Annotated in this window: 13 protein-coding genes and 1 pseudogene; 8 read left to right on the top strand and 6 right to left on the bottom strand. The window is 67.4% G+C overall.

Features of this window, described 5'->3' with window-relative positions; genetic code table 11:
• Positions 1-66: 66 nt before the first annotated feature.
• Positions 67-1,773 (bottom strand): amidase, encoded by a 1,707-nt coding sequence (locus QE393_RS10090; protein WP_273806193.1) that lies wholly within the window; start codon positions 1,771-1,773, stop codon positions 67-69.
• 228 nt (positions 1,774-2,001) lie between these two features.
• Between QE393_RS10090 and QE393_RS10085 the strand changes: the two genes are divergently transcribed.
• The gene (locus tag QE393_RS10085; RefSeq protein ID WP_273806194.1) at positions 2,002-2,940 is read left to right on the top strand and encodes a cation diffusion facilitator family transporter; all 939 of its coding nucleotides are present in this window, start codon (positions 2,002-2,004) and stop codon (positions 2,938-2,940) included.
• A gap of 10 nt (positions 2,941-2,950) precedes the next feature.
• Here the strand turns inward: QE393_RS10085 and QE393_RS10080 are convergent, their stop codons facing one another.
• Positions 2,951-4,204, bottom strand: a complete 1,254-nt coding sequence (locus tag QE393_RS10080) for a DUF2254 domain-containing protein (RefSeq protein ID WP_405046242.1) — start codon at positions 4,202-4,204, stop codon at positions 2,951-2,953.
• Positions 4,205-4,210: 6 nt separating this feature from the next.
• Positions 4,211-4,843, bottom strand: coding sequence for a cyclodeaminase/cyclohydrolase family protein (locus QE393_RS10075; RefSeq protein WP_133860885.1), 633 nt, complete (start codon positions 4,841-4,843; stop codon positions 4,211-4,213).
• A 347-nt stretch (positions 4,844-5,190) separates the two neighbouring features.
• On the opposite strand from QE393_RS10075, the pseudogene QE393_RS10070 reads away from it, so the two are divergent.
• From QE393_RS10070 to QE393_RS10055, 4 genes and pseudogenes are all read left to right on the top strand, one after another.
• Positions 5,191-5,373, top strand: a pseudogene (locus QE393_RS10070) (gluconate transporter); the annotation flags it as partial.
• 13 nt (positions 5,374-5,386) lie between these two features.
• A complete protein-coding gene (locus QE393_RS10065) occupies positions 5,387-5,938 on the top strand; it encodes a chromate transporter (protein ID WP_273806196.1) in 552 nt (183 codons plus the stop codon).
• Positions 5,935-6,459, top strand: coding sequence for a chromate transporter (locus QE393_RS10060; protein WP_273806197.1), 525 nt, complete (start codon positions 5,935-5,937; stop codon positions 6,457-6,459). Before QE393_RS10065 ends, QE393_RS10060 begins: the two co-directional genes overlap by 4 nt.
• A 70-nt stretch (positions 6,460-6,529) precedes the next feature.
• Entirely contained in the window at positions 6,530-7,441 is a 912-nt protein-coding gene (locus tag QE393_RS10055) for a bestrophin family ion channel (RefSeq protein WP_310043260.1), read from the top strand.
• A 170-nt stretch (positions 7,442-7,611) separates the two neighbouring features.
• Here QE393_RS10055 and QE393_RS10050 read toward each other — a convergent pair whose 3' ends face one another.
• Both QE393_RS10050 and QE393_RS10045 read right to left on the bottom strand, forming a co-directional pair.
• The gene (locus QE393_RS10050) at positions 7,612-7,797 is read right to left on the bottom strand and encodes a DUF1272 domain-containing protein (RefSeq protein ID WP_273806328.1); all 186 of its coding nucleotides are present in this window, start codon (positions 7,795-7,797) and stop codon (positions 7,612-7,614) included.
• A gap of 25 nt (positions 7,798-7,822) precedes the next feature.
• Positions 7,823-8,809: a DJ-1/PfpI family protein gene (locus QE393_RS10045; protein ID WP_310043259.1), complete on the bottom strand. Its 987-nt coding sequence runs from the start codon at positions 8,807-8,809 to the stop codon at positions 7,823-7,825.
• 137 nt (positions 8,810-8,946) lie between these two features.
• On the opposite strand from QE393_RS10045, the gene scpB reads away from it, so the two are divergent.
• Positions 8,947-9,690: an SMC-Scp complex subunit ScpB gene (gene scpB / locus QE393_RS10040; protein ID WP_273806200.1), complete on the top strand. Its 744-nt coding sequence runs from the start codon at positions 8,947-8,949 to the stop codon at positions 9,688-9,690.
• Between the two features lie 292 nt (positions 9,691-9,982).
• Here the strand turns inward: scpB and gap are convergent, their stop codons facing one another.
• Positions 9,983-10,987 carry a type I glyceraldehyde-3-phosphate dehydrogenase gene (gene gap / locus QE393_RS10035; RefSeq protein WP_017641313.1) on the bottom strand — a complete coding sequence of 335 codons (1,005 nt, stop codon included), beginning with the start codon at positions 10,985-10,987 and terminating at the stop codon, positions 9,983-9,985.
• Between the two features lie 136 nt (positions 10,988-11,123).
• Here gap and edd point away from each other — a divergent pair, with 136 nt between their 5' ends.
• Positions 11,124-12,953, top strand: coding sequence for a phosphogluconate dehydratase (gene edd / locus QE393_RS10030; RefSeq protein ID WP_310043256.1), 1,830 nt, complete (start codon positions 11,124-11,126; stop codon positions 12,951-12,953).
• Entirely contained in the window at positions 12,950-13,927 is a 978-nt protein-coding gene (locus tag QE393_RS10025) for a glucokinase (protein WP_133860875.1), read from the top strand. Before edd ends, QE393_RS10025 begins: the two co-directional genes overlap by 4 nt.
• Positions 13,928-13,942: the final 15 nt, after the last annotated feature.

Raw genomic sequence — 13,942 nt, 5'->3', positions numbered from 1 at the left:
CAGAGGTCACGAGCCGGTTCCGGCCGCCAAATGACGCCGGGCGGTCAGCGTCCACACCGTCTCCGCTCAGCCCACCAGCGGCGGCGTCCGCGGCGGTACCTGGCGCTTGGAGCCGGTCGCCTCATAGGCGGCGGCCAGGCGGAGCAGGTGGGTGTCGTCATAGGCGCGACCGGCGAAGGTCAGACCCACCGGCATGCCGATGTCGGCCATCACGCCCATGGGCACGGTGACGGTCGGCACGCCCAGGTGGCGGATGGCGAGGTTGCCGTTGGCGACCCAGACGCCATTGCTCCAGGCGATGTCGGCCGAGGCGGGACTGATCTCGGCATCCGCCGGCGCCACGTCGGCCACGGTGGGAAAGAGCACGGCGTCCAGGCCCTGGGCCTCCAGCCAGTCTTCCAGGTCCAGCTTGCGCGTCCGTTCCAGGCCGCGCAGGCCGTCGGGGAGGCTGGTGATCTGCTCCAGGGTCTTGAGCCCCCGTTCGGCCATGCGCACGTATTCGGCCATGCCGGCGGCCAGGTCGCCTTCCCGATTGGGCAGGGTGCCGGGCTCGTGGGGAAAGATCAGCTCGCCTTCGACGTCCACCAGGCGATTGAGCCTGGGATCGTCGTTGTCGCGCAGAAAGGTGTCGAAGCCCCAGGCGGACAGGTCCCAGAGTTCGTCATGGAGAAACTCTTTGGAGACGATCCCGCGGTTGAACACCGTGGGCGCGCCGGGGCGGTCGCCTTCGCAATTGGAGACCAGCGGGAAGTCCACCTCGATCACGCTGGCACCGGCGGCTTCCAGCGCCGCGCGGGCCTGTTCCCAGAGGGCGATCACCGAGGCGCGGGTCTGGATGCGCTGACCGGTGGGTCCGCCGATGCCGGGATGCTCGCTGGTGCCGGCGTCCGGATCCTGGTTGATGAACATGCGCGGCACGCCCAGGCGCTTGCCGGCGAGGGCATTGGGGCCGGCGGCCAGGGCGGGATAGGACGCCGGGCGTACCGCCGAGGCCAGTGGCAGCGGCACCCAGGGTTGCAGGCGCCAGAGGTCGCCGGAGGTGTCGGGATCGTCCGCCACTACCACGTCGAGCACCTCCAGCAGATCAGCCATGGTGCGGGCATAGGGCACCACCACGTCCATGGTCGGTGTCAGCGGCCAGTTGCCGCGTACCGAGATGACCCCGCGCGAGGGGGTGTAGGCGCACAGGCCGTTGTTGGACGCAGGGCCGCGCCCGCTGGACCAGGTCTCCTCGGCCAGGCCGAAGGCGGCGAAACTGGCCGCGGTGGCGGTGCCGGCGCCATTGGAGGACCCGGAGGCGAAGGGCGCGGTCAGGTAGCCGGCGTTGTAGGGGCTTTCGGCGCGGCCATAGACGCCGCGCTGCATGCCGCCGTTGGCCATGGGCGGCATGTTGGTCTTGCCCAGGCAGATGGCACCGGCGGCGCGCAGCCGTTCGACGGTGAAGGCGTCGCGCTGGGCGACCAGGTCCTTGAAGGCCGGACTGCCGGAGGCGGCGGTGAGGCCCTTGACCAGGTAGCTGTCCTTGGCGGTGTAGGGGATGCCGTCCAGCGGTCCCAGGGTCTCGCCGCGGGCGCGGCGACGGTCGGACGCGGCGGCTTCGGCCAGGGCCTCGGGGTTGCGTACCACCACGGCGTTGAGCGCCGTGGCGCTGGCGGGCGGGTCGTAGGCGTCGATCCGGGCCAGGTAGGCCTCGACCAGTTGCACCGCAGTGGTCTGGCCGGTTTCGAGTGCGCGACGCAACTCGGCGATGGAGCGTTCGGTAACTTCGATCATGGTGGGTCGCCGTTGAGGATTCCGCGGTCCGGGAGCGGCGGTTGCCTGAGATCCCGGGAGAAAAAAAGCACCGGTGCAGTGTACACCCGAAGGCTGCCGGCTTCTGATTGCGTCCGCGCAGCGAAGCCTTGCCGGACTGCCCATGCAGGTTGGCCTGGCGACCTCTATCCTTGGCCTGAATTGAACCTGTTCGCCATGCCTGGCGGCGATCGGTAACCGGAGTCGAGCATGTTGAAACGCCTGAGCAACGAGCGCACGGTGCTGCGCTTTTCCATTGCCGTCACGGTGCTGCTGGCGGTCGTGGGTATCGCCTTCGGGGTGTTGTCCGGCTCCTACGCCATTGTCTTCGACGGCTTCTATTCGCTGACCGACGCCTTCATGAGCGGTGTGGCGCTGCTGGTGGCCATGCTGATCCACCGGCATGCGCAGGAACCGGAGGGCGATCGGCGGCTGGCCGAGCGCTTCAACATGGGTTTCTGGCACCTCGAACCCATGGTCCTGGCCCTCAATGGCAGCGTGCTGTGCATCGTGGCCTGTTATGCGCTGGTCAACTCGATCATCAGCCTGATGAGTGGCGGCAAGGCCCTGGCGTTCGGCATGGCGCTGCTCTATGCGCTGGTCGCGGCCCTGAGCTGCTTTGGTTTTGCCGCCCTCGTGCACCGGCTGAACCGCGACATCCAGTCGGACTTCCTCAGGCTCGACATCAAGAGCTGGATCATGTCGGGCAGCATCTCGGCTGCCCTGGTGGTGGCCTTCCTGGTCGGCGCCCTGGCCCAGGGCACGGCCTACGCCTGGATCACGCCCTACATCGATCCCCTGGTGCTGTCGATCATCTGCGTGCTGATCATTCCCATCCCGCTGAAGCTGGTCTGGCAGGCCTTCAGCGAGATCCTCATGGTGACCCCGCCGGCGCTCAAGCAGCAGGTCGATGAAGTCGCCCGGGGCATGGTCACGCGCTTCGGCTTTCTCGACTATCGCGCCTATGTGGCCAAGGTCGGACGGGCGCGGCAGATCGAGCTGTACTTCATCGTGCCGCTGGGGTGGCCGGCCAAGACCCTGGACGAATGGGACGCCCTCCGCGACCAGATCGGCGAGGCCATCGGCGGCGAGGGTCCGGACCGCTGGCTGACCATCGCCTTCACCACCGATCCGGCCTGGTCGCGCTAGCCACGCACTGCTAGCGCGCCGTGCACAGGCGTTCGACGTCCGCGGCCAATTGCTGGAGGATGACGCGGTCTTCGGCCTGGCCAAGGGCGGCCTCGGCCCGGGCCAATGCCAGGCGCGAATGCCGCAGGCACTCGCGCCTGATCCGCGCATCGCCCTGGACCGCCAGGCGCGCGAGGGATTTCTGCAAGCGCATGCCCACTTCCACCAGCGGCGCCGCATCGCGCCCCACCGGCAGGAAGAAGTCGTCGAACAGATCGTCCAGCGACAGGTCCGGTACCTCGATCCGCGGATAGCGCGGCTCGACCGGCTCGCGTCTTTCGGTGAGGGCGGTCAGCAGCCGTTGCGCGCGACCGAGGATGGCGATGGCGGTACCCGAATCGCTGCGCGAGGGCACCAGCGCCCCGGTGGCGATCTCGCCCAGCACCGTCAGGCCGAAGCGCGGATCCTGGTCGTGTATCCGGCGGGCATCCAGGGTGAAGGCGGTGCGCAGGCGCTCGTCCTTCTCCGGAGGCAGGCCCTCGACCCACAGCAACGGCTGCGCCGGATCGAGGAAGGCCCCGGGCAGGACGGCCAGGCGCAGGCGACCCTGGTCGCCGCAAAGGTCCGCCAGCAGCGGCATGTCCACCCGTTGCAGATAGCCGGTGCGGTCGGCCATGACCGGGCGGCCACGGGCGGGCTCATCGACGGGCGCCGCCGCCCCACCCAGGTAGGGATGGGTCAGCCAGCGCTGCAGGCTGTGTCTGGCGGCGTCTTCGATGCTGTCGCTGGTGGCGTCCAGTTGGCCCAGTCGCGACAGATGGTCGATCCAGCGCAGCAGGGTGAAGACGATCAGCAGGATCACCACCAGGGTCACGGCAAAGAGCACCACCCGGCCGTTGTCGCCGTAGAGGCCGGTGCTCAGGGCGATGATGCCGACCAGGCTGAACAGGAAGGAGCCGAGAAAGGTAGCCAGGGCGTTCTGGGTGGTGCTGTCTTCCAGCAGCAGCGGATAGGCACGGGGCGTCACGCTGCTGGCGGCGGCGTTGTAGGCCGTCACCATGGTGCTCAGGGAAAAGGTGGTCACCGCCAGCATGCTGCTGGCGATGATGGTGAGGATCTTGTCGACGGCATCGGCGCCGACCTTGGCCGGCAGCGTCGCCGGGATATGGTCGCGCAGGAGCAGGGCGAGGAGAGCGGTCGCCACCCCGGCGACCGAGAACAGCGTGGCGCGAAACCACAAACGTCGCTGGAATCCGCGTAGGACCCAGCCCAAGCGGGCCAGCACCGGCCCTCAGCCCATGGCCGGCGGGACAGGGGTGGCGCTCAGCTGGGCCAGGCGCTGGTCGGCCTGTTGCCTGAGCTTGTCGCGCATCTGCCGGGCGGCTTCGCGGGCATCGCCGGATTTCAGGCCGTTGCGATCGGCGTCCACCGTGGTGAGCACCGCGCCCAGGGCGCCATGCACCAGGCGGCCGCCAGCCAGGGTATCGCTGCGCAGCGGTTCGACGGTGAGCGGCGTGGCGATGACGGCGAGATCCAGGGCTTCCAGGCACAGTTGGGCGGTGGCGATGGGGATCTGCACGGCGTTGGCCGCGGCCAGGTTGAGCGCCTGCTGGCGGCGTTCGCCCTCCGCGGTGGCGCCGCTGGCCTGACGATCGGCTTCCAGGTAGTTGGCGAAGGCCTGGACGTCGGCATCGGCGCAGGTGCTCAGCGCTTCCTGCAGGCGCTCGCCCACGGCGATCAGGTCGGCATGGCGGGTCACCGGCTGGCGCTGCTGGCTGAGCTTCAGGCCCTTGAGGATCAGCGCGACACCCAGGCAGGCCGCCACGGTGGCCGCCGCGCCACTGCCCGGCGTGGGCAGGGTGGAGCCGGTACCGTCGCGGAACTGGGCGAGGGTCTGCTGCCAGAGAGTAGAGGTTTCGTTCATGCCAACCGCCTGCGAGCAAAAGGGAAGGGGATTCGGTCACGACCGACCGCAGTTTGGATCGTGGGAAACGGCTGAGGTTCGCACGCTAAGTGCAATAAGGGACAGGCTTTATTTCGATTTGCGTCGTACCTTGGGTGGCGTTTCGTTGAGGTAATCCTGAAACAATAGGTTACAGGTAGCCACCGGTGGATGCTGCCGCGCTCGCCTGGGTCGCCCACGACACACGGCTGATCTTCTGCTGTCTAGCCGCTATCCTGGCCAGCGTCCTGCTCCTTGGCGTCACCCGGCTGCCACCTTTCCTGTCCATCCTCATCGGTGTCTTCATCGCCGGCCTGGGTGCCGGTGGTGGCCGGGCTGGCCCCCAGGCCTCGTTGATCGCCTTGGCCATCGGCGCCGGCTCGGTGTTCCTCTGCCACGTCAATGACGCCGGCTTCTGGATGGTGCGCGAATACTTCGGCCTGGAGCTCAAGCAGACCCTCGTTTCCGTCACCGGCCTTGCAGGTACGCTATTGTTGTCGCTCTGGATCTGACGAACACCTGCCCATGGATAACGACTCCCCCTCGAACCGGCCGCGGCGCCGCGATCTATTTCTTGGCTTCTTCGGCCTGGGCATCACGGCCTTCGGTGGGGTGCTGCCACTGGCGCGACGCTACCTGGTGGAGAAGCGGCGCTGGCTGTCGGCGGAGGAGTTCACCGAATTGCTCGGCCTCTGCCAGTTCCTGCCGGGCGGCAACATCATCAATCTCTCAGTGGCGGTGGGCATGAGATTTGCCGGCTGGAGCGGCGCCCTGGCCGCTGCCGCCGGGCTGCTGGTGGGGCCGACCCTGGTGGTGGTCGGCCTGGGCGTGCTCTACGACCGCTACCATGACGATCCCCTGGTGGGTCGCGCCTTCGCCGGGCTCGCCGCGGCGGCGGCCGGGCTGCTGGTGGCCATGGCGGTCAAGCTCGTCCAGCCCCTGCGCGGGCGCTGGCTGGCCCTGGGCATCGCCTGCCTGGCCTTTCTGGCCCTGGCGCTGCTCAAGCTGCCACTGCTCTGGACCATGCTGGTGCTCACTCCCATCAGCGTGCTGCTCAGCTATCGGCAGGGCCTATGAGTACGACCCTGCTGGCGCTGGCGCTGATCTTCACCCAGCTGTCGCTGCTGGCCTTCGGCGGTGGCAACTCGGTGCTGCCGGAGATGCAGCGCCAGGTGGTGACCGTGCATGGCTGGATGAGCGCCGCCGACTTCGCCGCGCTGTTCGCCCTGGCCCAGGCCGCGCCCGGTCCCAATCTGATGATCGTACCGCTGATCGGCTGGCATGTGGCCGGCTGGCCAGGGCTGCTGGTGACCTCCCTGGCCAAGTTCGTGCCGTCCTCGCTGTTGACCCTGGGCGTGCTGCACCTCTGGCAGCGCTTCGCCGATCGCCCCTGGCGCCGTCACCTGCAGGCCGGCCTGGTGCCGGTCACCGTCGGCCTGGTGGCGGCCAGCGCCTGGCTGGTGGGCGCGAGCGTGGCCACCGCGCCGCTGTGGGTGCTGATCCTGGCGGCCGGCGCCCTGGGCTCGCTGTTCACGCGCTGGCACCCGCTGTGGCTGCTGGCCGGCGGAGCGCTGGTCGGGGTGCTGTTCGGACCCTGACCCGCCGGGGGGGCCGGCACTGTCGCGCGCGGGCGGCGTCGAAGCCAGAACTTCACGCGAGAGTACCCCTGTGATCACCCGTCCCCAGAATCCCTCGCTGCGCGAATTGCTGTTCACGGTGCGCGGCTCCATCGTCCAGGCGATCTGGCCCAAGCTGCTCTATGTGATGCTGCTGAGCCTGGCGGTGACCCTGAGCCATGGTTTCGTCCTGCGCTTCGACTTCGGCCTCACCACCACGCCCCTGACCCTCTGGGGCCTGACCCTGGCGATCTTCCTCGGCTTTCGCAACACCACCGCCTACCAGCGCTTCTGGGGGGCGCGCGGCCTGTGGGGCGAGCTGCTGATCGCCGGACGCAATCTGGCGCGCCAGGTCGAGACCCTGCTACCCGGGCTGAACGCGGCCGAGCGCCGCCAGTTGCTGACCCCGCTGCTGGCCTTCGGTTATGCGCTGCGTGACCACCTGCGCCGTGAGGCGCCGTCTGCCGATCTGCAACGGGTGCTGGCGGGAGAGGAGAGCCTGCTCGCCGCGCCTCACCGACCCAGTGCGCTGATCCGCCGGCTTGGCACGACGCTGGTTGCCCGGGCACGGCAGGAAGGGCTCGGCGATCCACTGATCGCCAACGTCGATAACCAGCTGGACCGGCTGACCGCGGTGCTCAGCGGCTGCGAGCGCATCCGCCAGACGCCCATTCCCTATCCGTACATCCTGATGCTGCACCGGGTGGTGCACGTCTATTGCTTCCTGCTGCCGTTCTGCCTGGTGGACAGCCTGGGCTGGTTCACGCCGCTGGCGGTGCTGGTGCTGGCTTACACCTTCTTCGGCCTGGACGCCCTGGGCGACCAGATCGCCGACCCTTTCGGCACCCAGCCCAACCACCTGCCGCTGGACGCCCTGAGTCGTGGCCTGGAGATCGCCGTGCTGGATCTGCTGGGCGAGCCTACGCCGGAGCCGATCCGCGCGGAGGCGGGGTTGCTGCGGTAAGGGCGATGGTTTTGGCGCGAGCCCATCGCGGCCGTGACGGCTATAGACGTAGGTTGGGTTGAGACGGCTCTATCGTCGAAGCCCAACGTCGCCGACCTCGGGCACCTGATGGGCTTCGCTGTGCTCAACCCAACCTGCGGCGGCCGGCAGGAGCGACCCATGGCGGCAATTCAAGCCACCTGGTCCTTGTGTACCCGCCGCGGCCGTCTTACCAACTCCCCCTGGCAATTCGGACAGCGCCGCTGCAACGGCCCCGCAGCGCACGCTGCGCAAAAGGTGCACTCATAGGAGCAGATCACCGCCTCCTCGCTCTCCATCGGCAAGGCCTTGGCACAGTGTTCGCACGAGGTCCGCATGTCCAGCATGGCTGTCTCTCCCTGATCAGGCGCCAAAGCGCGCCGCGTAGTCCTGGGGGCTGACCGCCAGGTGCTTGTGAAAGGTACGCCGGAGATTTTCCGGATGGCCGAAGCCGCACAGGCGCGAGACCGTGGCGATGGAGGCCTGGCCGTCCTGCAGGAGCACCCGCGCCGTCTCCAGGCGGACCTGCTCGACATAGCGGCCCGGGCCCATGCCGACCTCGCGGTTGAACAGGCGCGACAGGGTGCGCGGTGCCATATGGGCACGCTCGGCCAGGCGCTCTAGCCCCAGGTCTTCCCCCAGGTGACCGGGAATCCAGTCGAGCAGGGCGGCCAGCCGTGGCGTCCGTCCCGGATCGGGCGCCAGACAGGCGCTGAATTGCGCCTGGCCGCCGGGACGGCGCAGGAACATCACCAGCCGGCGCGCCACCGCCAGCGCCAGCGGACGTCCGAGATCGGCTTCCACCAGTGCCAGGGCCAGGTCGATGCCGGCGGTGACGCCAGCCGAGGTAAAGACATGGGGATCGCCATCGCGCCCCAGGGGGTCGTAGGTATGCAGGCGATCGCCCTGGACCTCGATGGCCGGAAAGGCCGCCAGTTCGTCGACATAGGCCCAGTGAGTGGTGGCGCGGCGACCGTTCAGCAGACCGGCGCTGGCCAGCAGCAGGGCACCGGAACACACCGAGCCGACCCGTCGCACCCGGGGTTCCAGATCGCGCAGCCAGGCCTGCAGGCCGGCATCCTGGCCTAGCGTCTCGATGCCTATGCCGCCGGGGATCAACAGGGTATCCACCTCGCCCACGTCGAGGTCGTACCAGCTCTGTTCGGCCTGGATACTGATACCGGCCGAAGTCCTGACCAGCCCCTCGGCGGCGCCCAGCAGGCGCAACTGATAGCAGGCGGGCAGGCCCTGGCGTTCCCGTTCCAGATTGGCCGAGGCGAATACCTGCAGCGGGCCGGTGACGTCCAGACTCATGACGTCGGGGTATAGCAGGGCAGCGATCAGCGGCATGGATGGCTCTCCGTAGCGATCTGCCGAGGATGCCCTGGCCACCAGTCTGGCGACAAGGTCAAAGACCCCACGGATCTCGCCATCCGGTGGCCGGTTGGATTTGGCGTGACCCGCGCCCGGCCGTATCATCGCCGCCCATGAACTACACCGATCCCAAGCAACTGGCGCCCCTGCTGGAAGCCATCCTGCTCGCCGCTGGCAGGCCCCTGACCCTGGAACGCCTGGCCGAACTCTTCGAAGAGTACGAACGCCCCGAGCCCGCGCATCTGCGGGCGGGGCTCGCCGTGCTCGGCGGGTCCTGCCGCAAGCGCGGCTTCGAACTCAAGGAAGTGGCCTCCGGCTATCGCCTGCAGGTGCGCGAAAAGTACGCACCCTGGGTCGGGCGACTTTGGGAGGAGCGTCCGCCGCGCTATTCCCGTGCCATGCTGGAGACCCTGGCGCTGATCGCCTATCGCCAGCCGATCACCCGCGGTGAGATCGAGGAGGTGCGCGGGGTGGCGGTCAACAGCCAGATCGTCAAGACGCTGCTGGAGCGCGACTGGATCCGCGTGGTCGGCTATCGCGACGTGCCCGGCCGCCCGGCAATGTTCGCCACCACCAGGACCTTTCTCGACTACTTCGACCTGCGCAGCCTCGACCAGCTGCCGCCCCTGGCCGAGGTGCGCCAGCTGGAACCCGAACCGGCCTCGGTGCTGGAGGACCCCGAGCTGAGCCTGGCGGCGCTGGAGGTAGGGGAGCCGACGGAAGAGGAGGGCACGCTGGTGATTCCGGAGCGCACCAGCTTCCGTACCCTGCTCACCGAGCTGGACGCCATGGAAACCGGCCTCAAGACCGATTTCGACGACCTGCGCCAGGCGGCGGACGAGGAGGATGAGGGTTGAGTCAGGCCTGTTGGGCTTCGCGCTGCTCAACTCAAGCTACCCGCGGAACCGCCCTTTCCAGCCGGAAGACGACCCCTCGCTCGATCAACCCCCTCTCCCTGTGGGAGAGGGCTTGGGTGAGGGCAGGGCTTACGGGGCATGCCCGAGCGGAAAAGGCTGCGCCGTTTTCCACGCTTCGGGTTCCTACGTTTCCACGCTCTCGTAGGTTGGCGCCGAGCGCAGCGAGGCCCGACAGGCCTGCGCAAAACTAAAAAAGCGCCCGAAGGCGCTTTTTCTGCACGACCTGAAGGCCTCAGGCAGGCGCGTTGACCAGCGCCTTGCAGGTATCGAGCATACGGTTGGAGAAGCCCCACTCGTTGTCGTACCAGGCCATGATCTTCACCAGCTTGCCGCTCACCTTGGTGTGGTTGGCGTCGAAGATCGACGACAGGCGGTTGTGGTTGAAGTCGATGGAGACCAGCGGCTTGTCGTTGTAGCCCAGTACCGGCGAGGCTTCCGCCGCAGCCTTCATGAAGGCGTTGATGGTCTTGGCGTCGGTTTCCTTGGCGGTCAGGATGGTCAAATCGACCAGCGACACGTTGATGGTCGGCACCCGCACCGCCATGCCGCTAAACTTGCCTTGCAGCTCCGGCAGAACCAGGCCCACGGCTTCGGCGGCACCGGTCTTGGTCGGGATCATCGACTGGGTGGCCGAACGCGCCCGGAAGGGGTCGGAGTGGTAGACGTCCGACAGGTTCTGGTCGTTGGTGTAGGCATGGATGGTGGTCATCAGACCGTTCTCGATACCCAGTTCGCGCTGCAGCACCTGGGCGACCGGCGCCAGGCAGTTGGTGGTGCAGGAGGCGTTGGAGATGATCTGGTGCGACTGGCGCAGGATGTTGTCGTTGACGCCATAGACGATGGTGGCGTCCACGTCCTTGCCCGGTGCCGAGATGATCACCTTGGAGGCGCCGGCTTCCAGGTGGGCAGCGGCCTTGTCGCGGCTGGTGAAGAGGCCGGTGCATTCGAACACCACGTCGACCTTCAGGTCCTTCCACGGCAGCTCGGCCGGGTTGCGGATGGCCGTCACGGCGATGCGGTCGCCATTGACCACCAGCTTGTCGCCCTCGACGGACACCTCGGCAGGGAAGCGGTCATGAACGCTGTCATACTGTAGGAGATGCGCATTGATGGCGGCGTCGCCGAGGTCGTTGATCGCGACGACCTCCAGGTCCTGGCGATAGCCCTCGGTATACAGCGCCCGCAGCACGTTGCGGCCGATGCGTCCAAAACCATTGATGGCAATACGAATACTCATTGAGAGAAACCTCGCGATAGCTGGGTTTTGTTGTAAAAAACATTACACATGACGCGTGCTAAGCGGAATAATAGCGCCAATTTGGCTGTGAATGTTTGAAATAACAACAAATTTAGCCCGGTGGAGAATCGAAACCATGCATCCTCGCGTCCTCGAAGTCACACAGCGGTTGGTGGAACGCAGTCGTCCGACCCGTGAGCGTTACCTCGCTATGATCCGGGCCGCCGCCAGCGACGGTCCGCAGCGCGGCAAGCTGCAATGCGCCAATTTCGCCCATGGCGTCGCCGGGTGTGGATCCTCGACGGATAAGCAGCGCCTCCGTTTGATGGACCAGGCCAACGTCGCCATCGTTTCCAGCTACAACGACATGTTGTCGGCTCACCAGCCCTATGAGCACTATCCGGAGCTGATCAAGCAGGCGCTGCGCGAGATCGGCTCCGTCGGTCAGTTCGCCGGTGGCGTGCCGGCCATGTGCGACGGCGTGACCCAGGGCGAGGCCGGCATGGAGCTCAGCCTGGCGAGTCGTGAAGTCATCGCCATGTCCACCGCCGTGGCCCTGTCGCACAACATGTTCGACGCCGCGCTGCTGCTGGGCATCTGCGACAAGATCATCCCCGGCCTGATGATCGGCGCGCTGCGCTTCGGCCATCTGCCGATGATCTTCGTCCCGGGCGGCCCCATGCCATCGGGCATCTCCAACAAGGAGAAGGCGCGCGTGCGCCAGGCCTTCGCCGAGGGCAAGGCGACTCGCGAAGAGTTGCTTGAATCCGAGATGAAGTCCTACCACAGCCCTGGCACCTGCACCTTCTATGGCACCGCCAACACCAATCAGGTGGTGATGGAGGTCATGGGCCTGCACCTGCCGGGTTCCTCCTTCGTCAATCCCTACACCCCGCTGCGTGACGAACTCACCCGCGAGGCCGCGCGCCAGGTGACCCGCATCACCCATCAGGGCGGTAACTTCATGCCGCTGGGCGAGATCGTCGACGAGAAGTCCATCGTCAACTCGGTGGTAGCCCTGAGCGCCACCGGTGGCTCGACCAACCACACCCTGCACATCCCGGCCATCGCCCAGGCCGCCGGTATCCAGCTGACCTGGGACGACATGGCCGAGATCTCTGCGGTCACCCCGACCCTGGCCCAGGTCTATCCCAACGGCAAGGCCGACGTGAACCACTTCCATGCCGCCGGCGGCGTCAACTTCATGGTGCACACCCTGCTCGAAGCCGGACTGCTGCACGAAGACGTCAACACCATCATGGGCCGTGGCCTGTCGCGCTATCTGCAGGAACCCTTCCTGGTGGACGGCAAGCTGGAGTGGCGCACCGGCCGGGCCGAAAGCCTGGACGAGGACATCCTGCGTCCGGCCAGCCGGCCGTTCAACGAGGAGGGCGGCCTGCGCGTCATGCAGGGCAACCTCGGGCGTGGCGTGATGAAGGTGTCGGCGGTGGCGCCCAAGCACCAGGTGGTGGAGGCCCAGGCGCGGGTCTTCCATGACCAGAGCGAAATGGCGGCTGCCTTCAAGGCCGGTGAGCTGGAACGCGACTTCGTCGCGGTGGTACGTTTCCAGGGGCCCAAGGCCCTGGGCATGCCCGAGTTGCACAAGCTCACCCCCTACCTCGGCGTGCTGCAGGATCGCGGCTTCAAGGTGGCGCTGGTCACCGACGGCCGCATGTCCGGTGCCTCGGGCAAGGTCCCGGCGGCGATCCACGTCTGCCCGGAAGCCATCGATGGCGGTCCGCTGGCCAAGGTCTGTGACGGCGATCTCATCCGCGTCGATGGGCGTACCGGAGAGCTGAAGATTCTGGTCCCGGCGGACGAATGGATGGCCCGCGAGGCGGTCGAAGCGCCCCAGGGCACCGGGGTAGGCTGTGGTCGTGAGTTGTTCGCCTTCATGCGCGGCGCCATGAGCACGGCTGAATCGGGTGCCAGTGCATTCACTTCCAGCCTGGAGGCGCTGAAATGAGTTTGGCTTTGGTTGGCGACATCGGGGGCACCAATGCCCGCTTCGCCCTGTGGCGCGACGGTCGCCTGGAGGCCATCGAGGTCTTCGCCTGTGCGGATTACGCCTGTCCGGAAGACGCCGTGCGCAAGTACCTGGCGCAGAGCGGCGTGGCGCTGGATGACATCACCGCCGTGTGCCTCGCCTGTGCGGGCCCGGTGGGCGAGGGTGACTTCCGCTTCACCAACAATCACTGGGTGATCAAGCGCGAGCAGTTCTGCCGCGAGCTGGGCCTGACCCATCTGCTGCTGATCAACGACTTCACCTCCATGGCCTGGGCGATCGCCCGCCTGGATCCGGCGGACTCCGTCCAGGTGCGCGATGGCATCGCCTTGCCGACCCGCCCGCGCCTGGTGATCGGGCCGGGCACCGGCCTGGGTCTCGCCAGCCTGGTACCGAGTGGCAAGGATCGCTGGATCGTGCTGCCGAGCGAGGGCGGTCACGTCGACCTGCCGATCAACACCCAGCGCGAATTCGATATCTGGAAGATCCTCAAGCGCCAGTTCGGCAATCACGTCTCCGCGGAGCGCGTGGTGTCCGGCAGCGGCCTGGTCAACCTCTATCACGCCAGTTGCGAACTGGACGGCCGGACCGCCGCCCTGCACAGCGCGGCGGACATCTGCGAGCTGGCGCTCAAGGGTGACCCCTATGCCGACGCCGTGCTGGAGCAGTTCTTCATCTGGCTGGCGCGGGTCGCCGGCAACGCGGCCCTGACCCTGGGCGCCCTGGGTGGCGTCTACATCGCCGGCGGCATCCTGCCGCGCTTCGTCGAGCGCTTCCAGAGCGGGGCCTTCGCCCATGCCTTCGCCGACAAGGGCAAGACCAGCAGCGCCTACCTCAAGGACATCCCGGCCTGGCTGGTGACCGCCGAGTATCCGGGCCTGTTCGGTGCCGGCGTCGCCCTGGACCAGACCATCGCCGAGGCGCGTCAGGTCTGATCCGCTGGGGCCGGG

Origin of the sequence: Pseudomonas sp. SORGH_AS_0211 (assembly GCF_031453455.1) — a bacterium.
Taxonomy (GTDB): domain Bacteria; phylum Pseudomonadota; class Gammaproteobacteria; order Pseudomonadales; family Pseudomonadaceae; genus Chryseomonas; species Chryseomonas aestiva.
The sequence above is the reverse complement of the archived record's forward strand: the minus strand, read 5'-3'. Positions and strand labels throughout refer to the sequence as shown.

What these genes read in the sequence shown, in the direction of transcription:
- QE393_RS10090 (WP_273806193.1), bottom strand. Translation starts at nt 1,773, where the DNA reads ATGATCGAAGTTACCGAACGCTCCATCGCCGAGTTGCGTCGCGCACTC.
- QE393_RS10085 (WP_273806194.1), top strand. Translation starts at nt 2,002, where the DNA reads ATGTTGAAACGCCTGAGCAACGAGCGCACGGTGCTGCGCTTTTCCATT.
- QE393_RS10075 (WP_133860885.1), bottom strand. Translation starts at nt 4,843, where the DNA reads ATGAACGAAACCTCTACTCTCTGGCAGCAGACCCTCGCCCAGTTCCGC.
- QE393_RS10065 (WP_273806196.1), top strand. Translation starts at nt 5,387, where the DNA reads ATGGATAACGACTCCCCCTCGAACCGGCCGCGGCGCCGCGATCTATTT.
- QE393_RS10060 (WP_273806197.1), top strand. Translation starts at nt 5,935, where the DNA reads ATGAGTACGACCCTGCTGGCGCTGGCGCTGATCTTCACCCAGCTGTCG.
- QE393_RS10050 (WP_273806328.1), bottom strand. Translation starts at nt 7,797, where the DNA reads ATGCGGACCTCGTGCGAACACTGTGCCAAGGCCTTGCCGATGGAGAGC.
- QE393_RS10045 (WP_310043259.1), bottom strand. Translation starts at nt 8,809, where the DNA reads ATGCCGCTGATCGCTGCCCTGCTATACCCCGACGTCATGAGTCTGGAC.
- scpB (WP_273806200.1), top strand. Translation starts at nt 8,947, where the DNA reads ATGAACTACACCGATCCCAAGCAACTGGCGCCCCTGCTGGAAGCCATC.
- gap (WP_017641313.1), bottom strand. Translation starts at nt 10,987, where the DNA reads ATGAGTATTCGTATTGCCATCAATGGTTTTGGACGCATCGGCCGCAAC.
- edd (WP_310043256.1), top strand. Translation starts at nt 11,124, where the DNA reads ATGCATCCTCGCGTCCTCGAAGTCACACAGCGGTTGGTGGAACGCAGT.
- QE393_RS10025 (WP_133860875.1), top strand. Translation starts at nt 12,950, where the DNA reads ATGAGTTTGGCTTTGGTTGGCGACATCGGGGGCACCAATGCCCGCTTC.